Below are 15,597 nucleotides of genomic sequence, written 5' to 3'. Positions count from 1 at the left end.
AGGAGTCACAATGTCAGGGCAATTATCAATCGCCAAACCAGGCGCCCCTGCGCGGGGCAGGCGCTGGCTGCAGTTCGCCTCGCCGCAGGCGTTTTATGGGCCGGCTGGCGTGCTGGTTTCTCTCCTGTTGCCGCTGTCGGTGGTGCTGGCGGCTGCGGGCCTGTATGTTGGCTTCCTCATTGCGCCCACGGACGCGCAGCAGGGAGACGCTTACCGCATCATCTTCGTCCATGTTCCCGCAGCATGGCTCTCGATGGTGATTTACGCAGCAATGGCCTTCTGGTCGGCGGTTGGCCTGGTCGCCAACACGCGCTTGTCAGCCATGATGGCGGGCGCGCTGGCGCCAACCGGGGCGCTGTTCGCTTTCCTGGCGCTTTGGACCGGAGCTCTGTGGGGCAAGCCGACCTGGGGCGCGTGGTGGGTGTGGGATGCGCGGTTGACGTCCGAGTTGCTGCTGCTCTTCCTCTATCTGGGCTTCATCGCGCTGCAGGCGGCGATCGACGATCCACGCCGCGCCGACCGTGCGGGCGCCGTGCTGGCGCTGGTGGGAACGGTCAACCTGCCCATCATCTACTTCTCCGTGAAGTGGTGGAATACGCTGCACCAGGGCGCTTCAGTCTCTGTCGCCTCGGCCCCGACCATCGCAACGCCCATGCTGCTAGGCATGCTGGTGATGACCCTGGCGATGTGGGCATACGCCGCCGCGGCCGCCCTGGTCCGGCTGCGCTGCATCATCCTCGAACGCGAAAGGCATTCGGCCTGGGTGGCGCGCCTGGCGCAAGGAGGTGTCGCATGATCTGGCTCAGCTTCGAAGAATTCATCGCGATGGGCGGCTACGGCGCCTATGTCTGGGGTTCGGTGCTGGTCGCCGCCGGCGCGCTGGCGCTTGAACTCGTGCTGCTGTCACGCCGCAAACGTTCCGCCTTGCTGGCGGCGGCCCAGGCTTCGCGCAGGAGGCAGGCATGACGCGCCGCCAGAAACGTTTGCTGCTGCTGGCGATTTCGCTGCTGGCGCTTGGCGGCGCGTCAGCCATGGTGCTGTCGGCCTTCCAGAAAAACATGGTGTTCTTCTACTCCCCGGCGCAGGTGGCGGCTGGGGACGCGCCGCAGCACCGCAGCTTCCGCATTGGCGGCATGGTGCAGAAGGGTAGCGTGCAGCGCGAGGCGGATGGCCTGTCCGTGCAATTCATCGTCACCGATTTCGCGCGTACGATTCCCGTGCGCTACAAGGGCATCCTCCCCGACTTGTTCCGTGAAGGGAAAGGCGTGGTGGCGCAGGGCCGGCTGGAAAACGGCCAGTTCGTCGCCGATGAAGTGCTGGCCAAGCACGACGAGAACTATATGCCGCCGGAAGCGGCCAAGGCGCTGGCCGACGCCAAGGGAGGTACCCCATGATTGGTGAGTTGGGCAGTTTTTCGCTGATGCTGGCATTGGGCCTGGCGCTGGTGCTGGGGACTTTCCCCTTGGCGGGCGCCTGGCGCGGCCGGCAGTCTTGGATAGCGCTGGCGCGGCCCGTGGCCTGTGCGCTGGCCTTGTTCGTGATGCTGTCTTTCGGCCTGCTGCTGGCCAGCTTTGCGCAGAACGATTTTTCCATTCGCTACGTGGCGGCGCATTCGAATTCGATGCTGCCGCTGCATTACCGGCTCGCCGGCGCCTGGGGCGGGCACGAGGGTTCGCTGCTATTGTGGATGCAGGTGCTTGCGTTATGGCTGTCCGCCGTGGCTTATGACAGCCGGCGCTTGCCGCAAGACATGGCGGCCCGTGTGCTGGCGGTGATGGGGCTGATCGCCTTGGGTTTCCTGGCCTTCATCCTTTTCACCTCCAATCCATTCGAGCGCCTGCTGCCTGCGGCGCGCGACGGCGGCGACCTGAATCCGCTGCTGCAGGACATTGGCATGATCATCCACCCGCCCCTGCTGTACATGGGCTATGTCGGATTTTCGGTGGCATTCGCTTTCGCGGTGGCGGCCTTGCTGGGTGGGCGGCTCGATGCGGCTTGGGCGCGCTGGTCGCGGCCCTGGACCCTCGCCGCATGGGCCTTCCTCACGCTCGGCATTTTCATGGGCAGCTTCTGGGCCTACTACGAGCTGGGTTGGGGCGGCTGGTGGTTCTGGGATGCGGTGGAAAATGCGTCCTTCATGCCGTGGCTGGCTGGCACGGCGCTGCTGCATTCGTTGGCGGTGACGGAGAAGCGCGGCGCTTTCCGCGGCTGGACCGTGCTGCTGGCCATCCTTGCGTTTTCCTTGTCGCTGCTCGGGACCTTCCTGGTGCGCTCCGGCGTGCTGTCGTCGGTACACGCATTCGCCAGCGATCCGCAGCGCGGCTTGTTCATCCTGGGCTTCCTGGCCGCGGTGATTGGCGGTGCGCTCGTGCTATACACCTGGCGCGCACCGGCGCTGGCTGGCGGCGGCGCCTTTTCCTTGTGGTCGCGCGAGACGCTGCTGTTGCTGAACAACGTGCTGCTGCTGGCGGCAACTGCAGCCGTGCTGCTTGGTACCCTGTACCCGCTGCTGCTCGAAGCGCTTGGCATGGGCCGAATATCGGTCGGCCCGCCTTATTTCGACGCCGTGTTTGCGCCGCTGATGCTGCCGGTGCTGGCGTTGCTGGCCGCCGGGCCTTTCGTCGCGTGGAAGCGCGATACCTGGCAGGCATTGCCGGCATCGTTGCGCTTTGCTGCATTGGCCGCGTTTGTGGCCGGGGCGACGGCGGTTTTGGGCGCGGGGCTTGGCCTGCTGGCCGCAGCCAGCCTGGCATTGGCCTTGTGGATTGCGCTGGCCAGCGGCCTGCACTTGTGGCATCGCCTCGGCGAGGGCGGAAGCTGGCGCCACCGCCTGCTGCGCCAGCCTGCCAGCTATTGGGGCATGCTGGCGGCGCACGTTGGACTGGCAGTGTTCGTGGCAGGCGTCTCCCTCGTCAAATCGGGCGAGAGCCACGTCGATACCAGCTTGCGTGTCGGCGCCTCGGTGCACGCGGGAGAGCTGGAGTACCGCTTCATGGCAGTGGATCGCCACGACGGCCCGAATTATGTAGCGGTACGCGGCACATTCGAGGTCTGGCAAGGCGCCCAGCGCATCACCGTGCTGCAACCTGAAAAGCGCTATTACCCGGTGCAGCAGTCGCCGATGACGGAAGCGGCGATCGATCGCGGCTGGACGCGCGACCTCTACCTGTCGCTGGGCGAACCGGCCGCCGACGGCGGCTGGCAGGTGCGCATCCAGCATAAGCCCTTCGTGGCCTGGATCTGGAGCGGCGCGCTGGCCATTGCGCTCGGCGGCTTCCTGGCTGCCGTCGACCGCCGCTACCGCGTGCGGCGTGCTGCGCCGGAACAGATTTCACAACTTACCTCGCTTGAAGGAGTTTCGGCATGAAGCGTTATATCCCCGTGGCGGCCCTCGCCGCTTTACTGGCCCTGCTTGGCCTTGGCCTCAAACATGACGAACGCCCGACGGCGCTGGCTGGCAAAGCGGCCCCCGAATTCAGCTTGAAGCGCATCGGCGCGGATGGCCAGCCTTTCCAGTCGCAGCAATTGGCGGGCAAGGTCTGGCTGCTGAATGTGTGGGCTTCCTGGTGCGGACCTTGCCGCAAAGAGCATCCAGTGCTGGTGGACCTTTCGCAGCAGGGCGTGGCGCCGATCGTCGGCCTCAATTACACCGACAAGTTCGAGGATAGCGGCAAATGGCTTGCAGAGCATGGCAATCCCTATCTGGCCGCCGTGTTCGATGGCGATGGCCGGGTGGGCATGGATTGGGGCGTGGTCGGCGTTCCTGAAACCTTTGTCATCGACAAGCAGGGGCGCATACGCTTGCGCCATGTGGGTCCGGTGACCGAGCAGGTATTGCGAGAAAAACTGCTGCCGCTGGTGAAGGAGCTGAATGGTGCGTGATTTGACAGCAGGCCTGGTCCTGGCAGCGGCGGCGGGCGCCTTTGCCGCTGCGCCAACCACAGGCGCCGATCTGCAAGCACGGGTGGATAAGTTGGCGGCGGAGCTGCGGTGCCAGGTGTGCGATAACCAAACCATCGCCGATTCGGACGCGAAGCTGGCGAAAGACATGAAGGCAGTCGTGCAAGAACAATTGGCTTCGGGCCGCAGCGAGGACGAAGTCATCGCCTTCCTCAGCGAGCGCTATGGCGACTACGTGCTGTATAAGCCGCCGGTTCGGCCGAGCACCTGGCCGCTGTGGTTCGGCCCCTTTGTCCTGCTGGGTGCGGGCCTTTACGGGCTATGGCGGGCGTTGAAAAGACAGCAAGGAGAAGAAGTATGACTTGGTTCTTTGTGGCGGCCGGGGTAATGGCTGCTTTTGCTTTTGCAGCGGTACTGGCGCCGCTGGGAGGGCGGCAGCGCTGGCGCAGCGGACTTCCTATCGCCTTAAGTGCGCCGCTGCTGGCGCTAGGCCTGTATGCCGCGCTCGGGACACCCGCGGCTTTGCTGCCTGCGCAGCAGTCGCTTGACGCCGCCACTCCGCCACAAGTCGAGGCGATGGTCTCTCGGCTGGCGGCGCGCCTGAAGACCCAGCCGCGCGATGCCGATGGCTGGCGCATGCTGGCGCGTTCGTATGAAACGCTGCGCCGCTTCGACAAGGCGGCGCAAGCCTATCGCCAGCTGATTGCGCTGGAAGGGGAAAGTGCGGACCTGCTGGCTGATTATGCGGTGGTGTTGGGCATGGCGCAGGGAGAGCGTTTGTCCGGTGACCCTGAGCAGGTCCTGCAGCGTGCGCTGGCGCTCAACCCGCAGCATGTGCAGGCGTTGGCGCTATCAGGCAGCGCCGCGCTGGAACGCAATGACCATGCCGCCGCTCTACGCTTCTGGAAGAAAGTCCTGGCGCTCGCACCCGCCGGCAGCAGCATGGCCCGTTCAATCGAGGCCAGCATTCAGCGAGTGGAAGCGCAAGCCGCGCTGCAGTAGTCTCAAAAAAAGGGGCATGCGCAAGGCATGCCCCCGAAGGCTGCTAGCTTATCCCCTTACTCAGTTCGCAGCAAAGCAGTACAGCAGGCCGGCGCCGCCGGTGGAGACCAGGTTTTGCTGGCCACAGCCACGGCTCGGGTGCGCCGAGTTCCACGAAGTGTTACCGCCCCCAGTACGGTCGAAGTGGCCCAGCTGGGCGGAGCCTTCTGCCGTGCTGCTCGTATAGTTTTTGCATGTGTGGTCGGCTGCGTCGGCGAAGGCGCGGCCATCCGGCGTGGAGCCGGTCAGGATATCGTGCTCGTTCGGCTTGTCGCCTGCGCCTTTCACCGGCTCGTTCTTTTCCGTCAGTACGGTGTTGCGGCTCAGGTTATTGCCCAACTGCGCAGCTTCCAGCGAGTCGCCGTGCAGGTGCGCGACATCGCGTGCGACCTGCACGCCGCGGGCGTTGAACCATGGGCCCTTGCCGATGCGGTCCCGTGCGTTGACGGCAGGCTTGCCATCCGCAGCTTGGGTGCTCAGGTAGGCGTGCCAGGTACGGCTGCCTGCGCCGGCCGCGGTGGCCAGCTTCTGGCAATGGGCGTCGGCGCCGGCAAGGCCGCCCAGGTCGGCGCCTTTGCCAACGCCTTCGCTGGTGACGAAGAAACCCAGCGGCTTGGATGGATCCGGCGCCTGCTGCTGCGCCAGCACGTGGCCGGCCAGGGCGGCAGTCACCAGCGCAACGCTGGCCAGTACGGTGGTTTGGAGTTTGCTCGCCATGGATTACTCCTTTGCCTTGAAGTCGTCGTGGCAGCTCTTGCAGGTGCGTTGCAGCTTGCCGAATTGCGCCTTGATCGCGTTCACGTCGCCGCCGGCCGACAGCGATGCCAGTTCGGTCGCCTCTTTGGCGAAGCTGGCGTTGAGCTCCCCAAACTTCTTCGGGTCCTTGAATAGTTCCGGCTTGGCGCTGGTGTCGTGCCAGCCCTTGCCTTGCTCTGTGCCCGGCGCAAACAGCGCCGCCAGGCCGCCGTTGGCGATGGCGGCGATGCTGGCGGCGGCGCGCTGCACTTCTTCCTTGTTGTAGCTTCCCTCGAGAGAAGTCTTGATACGGCCGGTATTCCAGGCGACGACCTGGAAGGCGGACTGGCGCCATTTGATCAGGTTTTCCGGCTTGGGAGCTTGCTGGGCAAGGGCCGGGGCGGTGGCGGCAAAGGTGGCTGCCGCCAGCGCGGCGGCGCCGATGAGGGTTGCTGCTTTCTTCATGGGGGTCCTCGGGTTGGTCGTGAAAGTGTGTTATTTGGCGCGGCCGGTGAAGCCTTGGGTCAGCGTGGCGATCTTGTACGCGGAACCGCGGCCGACTGCATACAGGGTTTTCTTGCCCGGGCCCGCGAAGGCGATGTTCTGCGGCGCTTTAGGCAGGGCGATGATGCCCAGCGCTTCGCCCTTGTTGCTGAAGACCTGGATGCCGGCCGTGGTGGCGACATACACGCGGCCTTCCTCATCGACGGCCAAGCCGTCGGCGCCGCTGGTGCCGCCGGTCTCGGTTTTGCGGTAGCCTTCCAGCTTGGCGAAATTGCGGCGCTGGCCGACCTTGCCATCGCCGAGGATGTCGTAGGCCAGAACGTATTCGCCAAAAGTGTTGGCGACGTAAAGTGTCTTTTCGTCTGGGCTCAGCTGGATGCCGTTCGGGCGCTCAATGTCGGCCGCCAGGCGGGTGAGTGCGCCTTCGCTGGAGATGTGGTAGACGGCGGGCTTGGCCGGTTTCTCCGCTGGTTGCGGCGCGGGTGCTGCGCCTGGCGCCGGAGGATTCACGCCCGAGTCGGTGAAGTACACGCCGCCCTTGCGGTCCAATACGATATCGTTAGGGCGGCCGAACGGTGCACCATCGTAGCGCACCGCCAGCACGCGTGCGCTGCTGGCTGGGTAGACGATGCCTACTTGCGGGTCTTTTACCTGCACGGCGTACACATCGCCATCCTGGCTGATGGCCAGGCCGTTGGAGCCGTTGCTGTTTTCCAGGAAAGTGGAAATGCTGCCGTCCGGCGCAATGCGCGTAATGCGGTTGGCCTGGGTTTCGGTGAAGGCGAAGTTCCCATCCGGCAGGGCGACCGGGCCTTCGGTGCCATTAAAGCCTTCCTTGATCAATTCAATCGGGGTGCCGGCGGCGACCACGCCCGAAATGGCCGCGGTCGATTGCTGGGCGTTTGCATTTGCAGTGAAGGCAGCGAGCAGCACTGCCAGTACAGGGGCGATGGTGAGGGGTTTTTTCATTGTTCTGGTCCTTGGTTTAACTACGTTTGCGTGGCAGTTGCTGTACGGCTTCCAGCGCTTTTTCAACGTTGGCTGCCGGCGTCAGGCCGCCAACGGTCGCAGCGATGCGGCCATCGGGCGTGACGATAAAGGTGGTGCGTTCGGTGGCGGCATGGTCGATGTCGGCGCCGCGCGTATCTTTTTTGCCTGCGGCGATGTCGCGCACCGCCAAGGCATACGAGCGGGCGATGCTGCCGTCGGCATCGGAAGCGACCGGGAATTTGCCTGCACAGTATTCCGGGTCGGCGGAGAAGTCGTTCAGGCGCTTGATGCTGTCCAGCGATACGCCGACGACGGTGGCGCCGGCGGCGGTGAACTTGTCATGGTTGACGGCGAAGGTATGCGCTTGCACATTGCAGCCGCCGGTGTAGGCGGACGGATAGAAATAGACCACGACCGGGCCTTTCTTCAGCGCATCCTTCAGCGAATATTCGAAGGCCTTGCCCGATTGCGATGCCTGGGTAGTGAAGGCGGGGGCGGCGTCGCCTGCGTTCAGGGCAGCGTGGGCCGGCAGGGCGCTGATATTTCCCAGCGTTGCCAGCGCGGCGGCGGTCACGATTTTTTTTAGCATGTTCTCTCCTTTGTTGTCTTACATTTCCGACACGTAGAGTGCGAGCGCGTCGATTTCTTCATCCGTCAGCCGGGACGCGGCGGCGCGCATGGCGGGGTGATTGCTGCGTTCACCACTGCGCCAGTTGTGCAGCTGCTGTGCGAGGTAGCGCCGCCCCTGGCCGCCGATGACCGGCCCTGCACCGGCCAAGCCTTCGCCTGCCGGGCCGTGGCAGGCGGCGCAGGCGGTGACCTGGCGCGCGGAATCGCCTTGCCGGAACAATCGGGCAATGGCGCTGTGCTGCACGGTTTCCTGGCGCGGCCCGGCGCCCGCCATGGCCGGCTGCGCGGCGAAGTAGGCGGCAATGTCGGCCACGTCCTGGTCGCTGACGCTGGCCGCCATCATTGCCATGAAGTCGCCCTTGCGCCGGCCGGCGCGGAAGTCCTCCACCTGCTTGACGATATAGGCGTGCTGCTGGCCGGCGAGGCGGGCGAATTTGCCCTCCTCGCCGGCGCTGTAGCCCTGTCCGACACCAGCTTGCCCATGGCATTCGAGGCAGCGCTCCGAGTCGGCCTTGAGCCGGCCGGATTCGGCGTCGCCCCTGGGCAGGACGGCAGACAGCAGGCCTGCCAGCAGCACGGCGTGGGTTGCTGCCATCCGCCTATTCCTTTTTGTAGAAGGTGTGGCAGGTGCGGCAGGTGCGCGACAAGGTGGTGGCCTTGTCGGTGGCGGCTTCGAACTTGCCGGTGGCGACCAACTGCACGATTTCGGTCGACAGTTCACGGCTTTGCCGTGCAAGGTCTACCGCGTTGGCGGCATCGGCCTTATGTTCGAAGAAGGTTTGCACCTCCAGGAACATGCGGGCCAGCTCCTTCGCATCGTCGCCGGCCGCCTGCTTGTTGCCCAAGGCGATATCGGATGACAGGCTTTTGTTGGCGTCCTCAATGTTTTGCATCAGGTCCATGCCCATTTCCGGTTCAGCGCAAACCGCATTCAGGGCGATGGCAGCAGACAGCAGGGGGATAAGGATTAGTACTTTTCGCATGCGTCTCCAAGGTCAGGCAAGCAGTTCCTTGATTACCTTCCCGTACACGACGGTCGGGCGCTCGGAACGTCCGTTGTTCAGGAACGTGGTCTTCAGGTGGTCGAGGCCCAACAACTGCAGCACGGTGGCGTGCAGGTCGTAGGTATCGACTGCCTGGTCCTTGTTCGCCACCTGCAGGCCGATTTCGTCGGTCGCGCCATGGGTGTAGCCGGCTTTGACGCCCCCGCCCGCCACCCATTGCGTGTAGCCCCATGGGTTGTGGTCGCGGCCGTTGCCGCTCTGGCCATACGAGGTGCGGCCGAATTCAGAGGTCCACACCACCAGGGTCGAATCGAGCAGGCCGCGCGATTGCAGGTCGGCCAGCAGGCCGGCGATCGGCTTGTCGATCATGCGTGCGTTGACGCTGTGGTTCTTTTCCAAGTCGTTGTGGGCGTCCCAGCTGGTGACCTCGGTCTGGCCATCCGGGGCGCCGGACACCACCTGCACGAAGCGCACGCCGCGCTCCACCAGGCGGCGCGCACGCAGCAGGGTGGTGCCGTAGCTGGACGAAGTTTCGTCGTTGATGCCGTACAGTTCCTTGGTGGCGTCGCTTTCCTTGGACAGGTCGACGGCGGCCGGCGCCGACACCTGCATGCGGTCGGCCAGGTCGTAGGAGCGCAGGCGCGCCTTTAGTTCGGTGTCGGACGGATAGCGTTCGGCGTTTTTCTGGTTCAGTTTGCGCAGCAGATCGAGCGAGGCATGCTGCTGGCCTTCGGTGCGCAGTTCCGGGCGCTCCAGGTAGAAGATCGGCGACGGGCCGGGACGGAAGGCCGTGCCCTGGTACACCGCCGGCAGGAAGCCGGAGTTCCAGTTGACGGAGCCTGCGCTTGGTTCGTTCTTGCCGTTGTACAGAACCACATACGGCGGCAGGTCGGGATTGGCGGAACCCAGCGCGTAGCTGATCCAGGCGCCCAGCGAAGGGCGGCCCGGACTCAGGTCGCCGGTGTTCAGCTTCAGGATCGAGATGTCGTGGGTGGCGCCCACGGTCACGCTGGATTTGATGAAGGCGATCTTGTCCGACTGGGTGGCCAGGTTCGGCACCAGGTCCGAGAACCAGTGGCCGCTGTCGCCATGCTGTTTCCACTCACGCTTGGAAGCGTACAGCTTGCCGACGCCGCCCTGGGTGCTGGTCTTGATCCCCTTCAGGAAGGAGGCCGGCACGTCCTGACCCGCAAGCTTGATCAGGTCAGGCTTGTAGTCGAACAGGTCCAGCGTGCTGGGGGCGCCGTTCATATGCAGCCAGATGACGGATTTGACCTTGGCCGGGAAGTGCGGCGCTTTCGGGGCCAGCGGATCGACCAGGTCGGCCGCCATGGCGCCCTGCAGCAGGCCGCCGCCCGGCAACAGGCCGGTAACAGCGGCGGCGCCCAGGCCAAAGCCGGATTTCAGCAGGAAGTCGCGACGCGAATTGAAGCACATGATTGTTTTTCCTTTTGGTTGTAGTCGGGTTCAGAAGCCGGTATCAGAAGCGGTAGATGAAATCGTTCGAGTTGGCGACGGTGTGCACCAGGTCCACCAGCGCCGCGGCGCGGATCGGGTTCACCTTCTGCTTACCGTCCAGGCCAGTCGGGATGCTTACCTCGAACTTGCCTTCGTCCTTGTCGCCGGCTACGCTGCTGCGGGCCTGGATGATCTTTTCCTGCTGGTCCAGGAAGCCTTTCAGGGTGGCGCGCTCCTCCTTGCTTGGCGTACGGGCGAACAGGATTTCGTACAGGCGGTTCAGCTGCGCGTTTTCATCGCTGCCTGCTTCACGGATCACACGGCCCGCCAGCGCTTGCGACCAGCCCAGCACCACGTCGCTGTTGAACAGGGCCAGCGCCTGCAGCGGGGTGGTCGTCACGTTGCGCTTGTGGTGCGCTTGCGATGGATCGGCCGGGTCGAAGTTCTGCGTCAGCGGGTAAGGCACGCTGCGGCGCACGAAGGTGTAAATGCTGCGGCGGTACTGGTCATGCGGATCCTTGGAATCGGTCCACAGGTTGCCGGCGCTGAAGTTGGACGGCACTTTCGGGAACACGGCGGGGCCGCCAAGCTTGTCTTCCAGGCGGCCGGAGGCTGCCAGCAGCGAGTCGCGCACTTGCTCCGCTTCGAGTCGCTTGCGTGGGTAGACGCCCAGCAGCTTGTTGTCCGGATCGGCCGCCGCAATATCCGCGCGCTCGGTGGACGATTGGCGGTACACCGAGGACAGCAGGATCTGGCGGTGCAGCTGCTTGACGTTCCAGCCATTCTTCACGAAATCGGTTGCCAGGAAGTCCAACAGTTCCGGGTGGGTCGGCTTCTGGCCAGCGCGGCCAAAGTCCGCCACCGTGGCAACGATGCCGTTGGCGAAGTACTGGCTCCAGACGCGGTTGGCGAAGACGCGCGCCGTCAGCGGGTTCTCCGGACTGGCCAGCCAGTTGGCGAGCGCAGTACGGCGGCCGGAGGAAGTGGCGGTAGGCTTGATCTCGACCTTGGCGCCATTGGCCCACAGAGCCGGAATGCCTGGTTCCACCGGATCGAGCGGCGCCTCGTGCACGCCGCCGAAGCGGACATGGGTTGGAGGCGCGTCCGCATGGCCAAGTTCCGTAGCGGCGGTCAGGAACAGCGAGCCGCGATCGGGGCGCTGCTTGTCAAACTTGCGCAGGTCGGCGGTCAGCTTCTGGTATTGCTTCCACTTCTCGACGTTCTCCGCGTTGTAGTCCGCGCTGTCCTTGTCTTCCGCAGTCAGTCGCAGATATTGCACCACGTCGTTTTCCGTGCTGACGCTTTTCAGGCGGAAGTTGACCCAGCGGTCCAGCGCCGTCCATTGCGCTTCCGGTTTGAAGATCGATTCGCGGCTGTCGGTCAGGTAGCGCTCCTTGTGGTACTTCACGCCGGCTTCGCGCACGGTGTCGAGGATGGCCTTCTGCTTGTCGCGGATATCCTTGGTGGCGGCGCGGTAAGCGGCTTGCTTCTTTTCGTACTCCAGCTCTTCCGGGCCCTTCTCGGCGGCCACCTTTTCGTCAAAGCTGGTGTTGGCAAAGAAGGCTTGCAGCTGGAAGTACTCCTTCTGGCTTACGCGGTCCGCTTTGTGGTTGTGGCAGCGCGCGCAACCGATGGTCGAAGCCAGGAAGGTCTCGCCGACGGTGTCGGTCATATCGGTGGCGATCTGGTATTTGCGCTGCACCAGGTCGCGCGAATTGGAGTTGTCCGGGTAGCCGGCCAGGAAGCCGGTGGCGACTTTCGCTTCCTGGCTGTCCGGGAACAGTTCGTCGCCCGCTACCTGCTCCTTGATGAAACGGTCGAAAGGCTTGCCGCTGTTGAACGCCTTGATCACGTAGTCGCGGTAGCGGTAGTTGTTGGGGCGGGTGTTGTCGTTCTGGAAGCCAGCGCTGTCTGCGTAGCGGGCCAGGTCCAGCCAGCGACGCGCCTGGCGCTCGCCGAAGTGCGGCGACGACAGCAGGCGGTCGGCCAGCTTCTCGTAAGCGTCCGGCGATTTGTCTTTAACGAAGGCTTCGACTTCTTCCGGCGTCGGCAGCAGGCCCCAGGTATCGAGCGTGGCGCGGCGGATATAGGTGGCGCGGTCGGCGTCAGGGGATGGCTTGAGCTTCTTCTGCTCCAGCTTGACCAGGACGAAGGCGTCGATCGGGGTGCGCACCCAGGCCTTCTGTTTGACGGCGGGGACTTCCGGCGCCTGGACCGTGGAGTACTGCCACGCCTTGGCTGGTGCTTTCTCGTCCGCCGCGATGGTGACTGCGGTGGATGTGGCCAACAGAATGGCTAGGGTGGTGGTTCTGAGTTTCATCTTCAGCAGCTCCTGTGGATTGGTTTTATGCCTGAAGCTCTAATTAGCAACCCCCGTGCCGGGTCGGTCGCTTAGCGCAAGTATTTGATTCCTAAGGACTTCGCGACCGCATTGCGGCGGGCAGGTGGTGCGCCGCAGGCAGCGCGGCAGCACCACTGTTGTTGGATCATCAGTACGCGCTTACAGCGTGCCGCTGACCACCAGGCCCGCCCAGCGCGATACGGCTGGCGTGTAGCTGTTCCAGGTGCGGGTGAGCGGCGCGTCGTTGCCGAAGGCGTTTTTCACCACCACGCTGACGTCGAAAGAGCCGCCGCGCGTGCCAAGGCCCACGGCAAGGTCGGTGATCGACGAAGCGCCGATCCAGCCATAGCTCGACAGCGTGTTGTCCGCGTTGTAGCGCGAGTTGAAGGCCGTGTTGAAGCTGGCATGCACTTCCTTGTTCGACCAGACCGGCTTGCGGAAGTCGGCGCCGATGTTGAAGGTGAACTTCGATGCCCCCGGCAAGGCCTGGCCCGTAACGTCGCGGTAAGGCGCAGCGCCTGGATAGCCGTTTTCCGCCGGTTGCGCCGACTGCTTGAAGTCCTTGTAGAAAGCGTCGGTATAGGCGCCGGAGAAGCGCAAGGTCGTGTACGGGATGCCCGAGTAGGCGCCGTCGAACTCCAGTCCCTTGGCTTGCACCTTCGGCGCATTGCCAGTGGCGGTGGTGTAATACAGCTGGCCGTCGTTGTTCAAGTTTGTGGTGTACACGTCAAGTACGCGCACGGCTTGCTGGTAGTCCTTGATATTCATCAGGAACAGGTTGGCGTTGATCAGGAGCTTGCGGTCCAGCAGTGCGGATTTGATGCCGGTTTCGAAAGCGCTGGTCTTCTCCTTGCGCACCAGGTTGGAGACGCCATTGGTCAGCTGGGAGATACCGGCCTTCTCACCGTACTGCCACGAAGCGTAAGCCGTCAGGTCCTTGTTGAACTTGTAGGAAGGGCTCAGCACGAAGGCGGGCAGGGTGTCCTTGAACGGCGCCGCTTCGGTCGATGGGAAGATCACGCCGATCTGGGATGCCCGGATGGCTTTCGCGTCTGCCACTTGTTGCTGCTGTGCGGCGCTCAGTGCGCTATAGGAAGCGGCGTTGAAGTATTTGGCGGCCAGTTTGTTGGCCAGGGCCAGTTGGTCCGCGCTATTGCTGGCCAGTAGGGAGCCATTGGCGGCAGTCGCAAAGCCGCCAAAGGAGACGCCATTGATCGAGACGGGATTCAGTTCCGGCGCGTTGCCGTAGTTGTTGACCAGGGTGCTGCCGGTGTTGCGGCGGTCTTCACGCGTGAAGCGCAGGCCGGTGGTGACGGTCAGCGGATCCGAGAAGTGCCAGTTGGCCTGCGCGAAGATGGCGGCGCTCTTATTGCGTATATCCTGTGTGCCGGCCGGCGAGTTGAAGGACATCTGCAGGCGGTCGAGCGAGTTTTGCAGCAGGTAGCGGCCGGCGGCGTTGGCGTCGAGGCGGTTGTACTGCGCGGCGTTGGCATACCAGGCGCCGGCGTCGTTGCCCCACTCACGGCGGTAGTCGGCCTGGTTGTTCACCTTCATGAGGAAAATGCCGGTCTGGTAGTCGACAAAGCCGCCCGGCTGGGAGCTCAATCGCAGCTCCTGCGTCACCTGGCGGTAATCGTTCCAGAAGCCGCCCGAGTTGCGATGCACGTCGAACGGCGTGCCCTCGTCGTTGGTGGCGTTGAAGTGATAGTCCTTGTAGGCGCTGATGGACGTGATATTGAATTTGTCCAGGGTCCAGTTCAGTTCCGCCGCAGCGCCGTTGCTGCCGGTGACCAGGGGGCGCTGGTTGTCGTTGTTGACCTGTCCGTTCTTCTCGTTCAGGAAATTGTCCTGGTAGGTGTAGCCGGTCTGCTGCGTGAACCAGCGGCGTGCGAAGCGGACGGCTGCGTCGGTGGCCAGCGTATTGGGGGCGCCGTTGGAATAGACGTTCGGCGTTGGCGTGTTGATAGTGCGGCCGTTGGTGGTTTCGCCGGCGCGCGGCTGCACGTCGAGGGCGATGCGCGCGCTGAAGGACGGATCGGGCGTCAGCAGGAATTGCAGGCGGCCGGAAACGCGGTCCTTGTTGGTGTAGGTGATATCGCGGTTGTAGGCGTTCTTGATGTCGCCCGCACCCTTGCTGACCGAGAGGTTGGCGCGATAGGCCAGCAAGCCGTCGACGATAGGGCCGCCGGCGGCAAAGCGCCCCTGCACGGTATCCTGCTGGCCCAGGGTCAACGACCACGATGCATCCGGAGTGAAGGAAGGGCGGCGGGTGGTGACGTTGACTACGCCGACGCTGGTGTTCTTGCCCAGCAGCGTGCCTTGCGGACCGCGCGTGACTTCAACCGCATCGACGTCGGTGAAGTCGAAGCTGGAGGACAGGGCGTTATAAGCGTAGTTGACGCCATCGACGATCAGGCCGACGCTCGGATCTTGGGCTTCGGTCTGGCCTTGCTTGCCGACGCCGCGAATGGCCAGGCTGGCGGTGCGCTGGTTGCCCTGGTTCCAGGAGACGTTGGCGGCGCGTTGTGTCAGCGACTTGATGTCGGTCGCCTGCAGGCGGTCCAGTTCCTTGCCAGTGACGACCGATACCGACAGCGGAACGTCCTGCAGCCGCTCCAGGCGGTTACGGCTGCGCACTGTGACTTCACCCAGGGTTTGCGATTCTTCCGCAGCCGGCGCAGGCGCCGCTTCCGAAGCGGCAGCAGTTTCCGGAGCGGCTGCAGCTGCAGTCTGCGGATTCTGCGCTGCGATGATCTGCTTGAGGCGCGCTATTTCGGCCTGCAATTCGGCGACCGTCGGGTCTGCGGCGTACAGCGGAGACGATGTCAGGAGGGCTGCGCCGGCCAGGGTGGCGGCGATCGGCGACAGGCGGAATGGGAGCGGGGAGCGGCGTTTTTTATGGTTCTGCATGCGAGGCTTTCGTTCAACAAGGGAATAGCCTCAGTTTTGCAATTGGCGTGCCAGAGCAGAAAGCCTTTAGGTAAAGGATTCCTC

The 15,597-nt window shown here is 64.1% G+C and carries 16 protein-coding genes; 7 read left to right on the top strand and 9 right to left on the bottom strand.

Annotated elements, in window-relative coordinates; genetic code table 11:
- The first annotated feature begins 10 nt into the window (after positions 1–10).
- Genes ccmC through AC1RTP_RS20275 form a run of 7 tightly spaced genes read left to right on the top strand, consistent with a single transcriptional unit; the run spans position 11 to position 4,902 of the window.
- Complete coding sequence (gene ccmC / locus AC1RTP_RS20305) at positions 11–796, top strand: heme ABC transporter permease CcmC (protein ID WP_498609923.1); 786 nt, start codon at positions 11–13, stop codon at positions 794–796.
- Positions 793–966, top strand: coding sequence for a heme exporter protein CcmD (ccmD, locus tag AC1RTP_RS20300; protein WP_498609921.1), 174 nt, complete (start codon positions 793–795; stop codon positions 964–966). The genes ccmC and ccmD overlap by 4 nt, the downstream gene beginning before the upstream one ends.
- Positions 963–1,394: a cytochrome c maturation protein CcmE gene (ccmE, locus tag AC1RTP_RS20295; RefSeq protein ID WP_498609919.1), complete on the top strand. Its 432-nt coding sequence runs from the start codon at positions 963–965 to the stop codon at positions 1,392–1,394. The genes ccmD and ccmE overlap by 4 nt, the downstream gene beginning before the upstream one ends.
- The gene (locus AC1RTP_RS20290; protein ID WP_498609917.1) at positions 1,391–3,367 is read left to right on the top strand and encodes a heme lyase CcmF/NrfE family subunit; all 1,977 of its coding nucleotides are present in this window, start codon (positions 1,391–1,393) and stop codon (positions 3,365–3,367) included. The genes ccmE and AC1RTP_RS20290 overlap by 4 nt, the downstream gene beginning before the upstream one ends.
- Positions 3,364–3,882 (top strand): DsbE family thiol:disulfide interchange protein, encoded by a 519-nt coding sequence (locus AC1RTP_RS20285; protein ID WP_498609916.1) that lies wholly within the window; start codon positions 3,364–3,366, stop codon positions 3,880–3,882. Before AC1RTP_RS20290 ends, AC1RTP_RS20285 begins: the two co-directional genes overlap by 4 nt.
- Entirely contained in the window at positions 3,872–4,261 is a 390-nt protein-coding gene (locus tag AC1RTP_RS20280; RefSeq protein ID WP_498609914.1) for a cytochrome c-type biogenesis protein, read from the top strand. The genes AC1RTP_RS20285 and AC1RTP_RS20280 overlap by 11 nt, the downstream gene beginning before the upstream one ends.
- The gene (locus AC1RTP_RS20275) at positions 4,258–4,902 is read left to right on the top strand and encodes a tetratricopeptide repeat protein (protein ID WP_498609912.1); all 645 of its coding nucleotides are present in this window, start codon (positions 4,258–4,260) and stop codon (positions 4,900–4,902) included. Before AC1RTP_RS20280 ends, AC1RTP_RS20275 begins: the two co-directional genes overlap by 4 nt.
- Positions 4,903–4,962: 60 nt before the next feature.
- On the opposite strand, the gene AC1RTP_RS20270 is transcribed toward AC1RTP_RS20275, so the two are convergent.
- From AC1RTP_RS20270 to AC1RTP_RS20230, 9 genes are all read right to left on the bottom strand, one after another.
- Positions 4,963–5,658 carry a lectin gene (locus tag AC1RTP_RS20270; RefSeq protein ID WP_498609911.1) on the bottom strand — a complete coding sequence of 232 codons (696 nt, stop codon included), beginning with the start codon at positions 5,656–5,658 and terminating at the stop codon, positions 4,963–4,965.
- Positions 5,659–5,661: 3 nt separating this feature from the next.
- On the bottom strand, positions 5,662–6,141 hold the full coding sequence (locus tag AC1RTP_RS20265; protein WP_498609910.1) for a c-type cytochrome: 480 nt from the start codon (positions 6,139–6,141) through the stop codon (positions 5,662–5,664).
- Between the two features lie 30 nt (positions 6,142–6,171).
- Positions 6,172–7,149: an SMP-30/gluconolactonase/LRE family protein gene (locus AC1RTP_RS20260; RefSeq protein WP_498609908.1), complete on the bottom strand. Its 978-nt coding sequence runs from the start codon at positions 7,147–7,149 to the stop codon at positions 6,172–6,174.
- A gap of 16 nt (positions 7,150–7,165) precedes the next feature.
- Positions 7,166–7,759, bottom strand: coding sequence for a peroxiredoxin (locus AC1RTP_RS20255; protein ID WP_498609906.1), 594 nt, complete (start codon positions 7,757–7,759; stop codon positions 7,166–7,168).
- 18 nt (positions 7,760–7,777) lie between these two features.
- Positions 7,778–8,395, bottom strand: coding sequence for a c-type cytochrome (locus AC1RTP_RS20250; RefSeq protein WP_498609904.1), 618 nt, complete (start codon positions 8,393–8,395; stop codon positions 7,778–7,780).
- Between the two features lie 4 nt (positions 8,396–8,399).
- Positions 8,400–8,783, bottom strand: a complete 384-nt coding sequence (locus AC1RTP_RS20245) for a hypothetical protein (protein WP_498609902.1) — start codon at positions 8,781–8,783, stop codon at positions 8,400–8,402.
- Between the two features lie 12 nt (positions 8,784–8,795).
- Positions 8,796–10,241, bottom strand: coding sequence for a DUF1501 domain-containing protein (locus AC1RTP_RS20240; protein ID WP_498609900.1), 1,446 nt, complete (start codon positions 10,239–10,241; stop codon positions 8,796–8,798).
- A 43-nt stretch (positions 10,242–10,284) separates the two neighbouring features.
- Positions 10,285–12,582: a DUF1549 and DUF1553 domain-containing protein gene (locus tag AC1RTP_RS20235; protein WP_498609898.1), complete on the bottom strand. Its 2,298-nt coding sequence runs from the start codon at positions 12,580–12,582 to the stop codon at positions 10,285–10,287.
- Between the two features lie 180 nt (positions 12,583–12,762).
- Positions 12,763–15,513 carry a TonB-dependent receptor gene (locus AC1RTP_RS20230; protein ID WP_498609896.1) on the bottom strand — a complete coding sequence of 917 codons (2,751 nt, stop codon included), beginning with the start codon at positions 15,511–15,513 and terminating at the stop codon, positions 12,763–12,765.
- Positions 15,514–15,597 lie beyond the last annotated feature (84 nt).

The organism is Pseudoduganella sp. GW821-FHT11H04 (assembly GCF_058807935.1).
Note: the sequence above shows the minus strand (reverse complement) of the source record. Positions and strands in the feature narration are given on the sequence as shown.

What these genes read in the sequence shown, in the direction of transcription:
- ccmC (WP_498609923.1), top strand. Translation starts at nt 11, where the DNA reads ATGTCAGGGCAATTATCAATCGCCAAACCAGGCGCCCCTGCGCGGGGC.
- ccmD (WP_498609921.1), top strand. Translation starts at nt 793, where the DNA reads ATGATCTGGCTCAGCTTCGAAGAATTCATCGCGATGGGCGGCTACGGC.
- ccmE (WP_498609919.1), top strand. Translation starts at nt 963, where the DNA reads ATGACGCGCCGCCAGAAACGTTTGCTGCTGCTGGCGATTTCGCTGCTG.
- AC1RTP_RS20290 (WP_498609917.1), top strand. Translation starts at nt 1,391, where the DNA reads ATGATTGGTGAGTTGGGCAGTTTTTCGCTGATGCTGGCATTGGGCCTG.
- AC1RTP_RS20285 (WP_498609916.1), top strand. Translation starts at nt 3,364, where the DNA reads ATGAAGCGTTATATCCCCGTGGCGGCCCTCGCCGCTTTACTGGCCCTG.
- AC1RTP_RS20280 (WP_498609914.1), top strand. Translation starts at nt 3,872, where the DNA reads ATGGTGCGTGATTTGACAGCAGGCCTGGTCCTGGCAGCGGCGGCGGGC.
- AC1RTP_RS20275 (WP_498609912.1), top strand. Translation starts at nt 4,258, where the DNA reads ATGACTTGGTTCTTTGTGGCGGCCGGGGTAATGGCTGCTTTTGCTTTT.
- AC1RTP_RS20270 (WP_498609911.1), bottom strand. Translation starts at nt 5,658, where the DNA reads ATGGCGAGCAAACTCCAAACCACCGTACTGGCCAGCGTTGCGCTGGTG.
- AC1RTP_RS20265 (WP_498609910.1), bottom strand. Translation starts at nt 6,141, where the DNA reads ATGAAGAAAGCAGCAACCCTCATCGGCGCCGCCGCGCTGGCGGCAGCC.
- AC1RTP_RS20260 (WP_498609908.1), bottom strand. Translation starts at nt 7,149, where the DNA reads ATGAAAAAACCCCTCACCATCGCCCCTGTACTGGCAGTGCTGCTCGCT.
- AC1RTP_RS20255 (WP_498609906.1), bottom strand. Translation starts at nt 7,759, where the DNA reads ATGCTAAAAAAAATCGTGACCGCCGCCGCGCTGGCAACGCTGGGAAAT.
- AC1RTP_RS20250 (WP_498609904.1), bottom strand. Translation starts at nt 8,395, where the DNA reads ATGGCAGCAACCCACGCCGTGCTGCTGGCAGGCCTGCTGTCTGCCGTC.
- AC1RTP_RS20245 (WP_498609902.1), bottom strand. Translation starts at nt 8,783, where the DNA reads ATGCGAAAAGTACTAATCCTTATCCCCCTGCTGTCTGCTGCCATCGCC.
- AC1RTP_RS20240 (WP_498609900.1), bottom strand. Translation starts at nt 10,241, where the DNA reads ATGTGCTTCAATTCGCGTCGCGACTTCCTGCTGAAATCCGGCTTTGGC.
- AC1RTP_RS20235 (WP_498609898.1), bottom strand. Translation starts at nt 12,582, where the DNA reads ATGAAACTCAGAACCACCACCCTAGCCATTCTGTTGGCCACATCCACC.
- AC1RTP_RS20230 (WP_498609896.1), bottom strand. Translation starts at nt 15,513, where the DNA reads ATGCAGAACCATAAAAAACGCCGCTCCCCGCTCCCATTCCGCCTGTCG.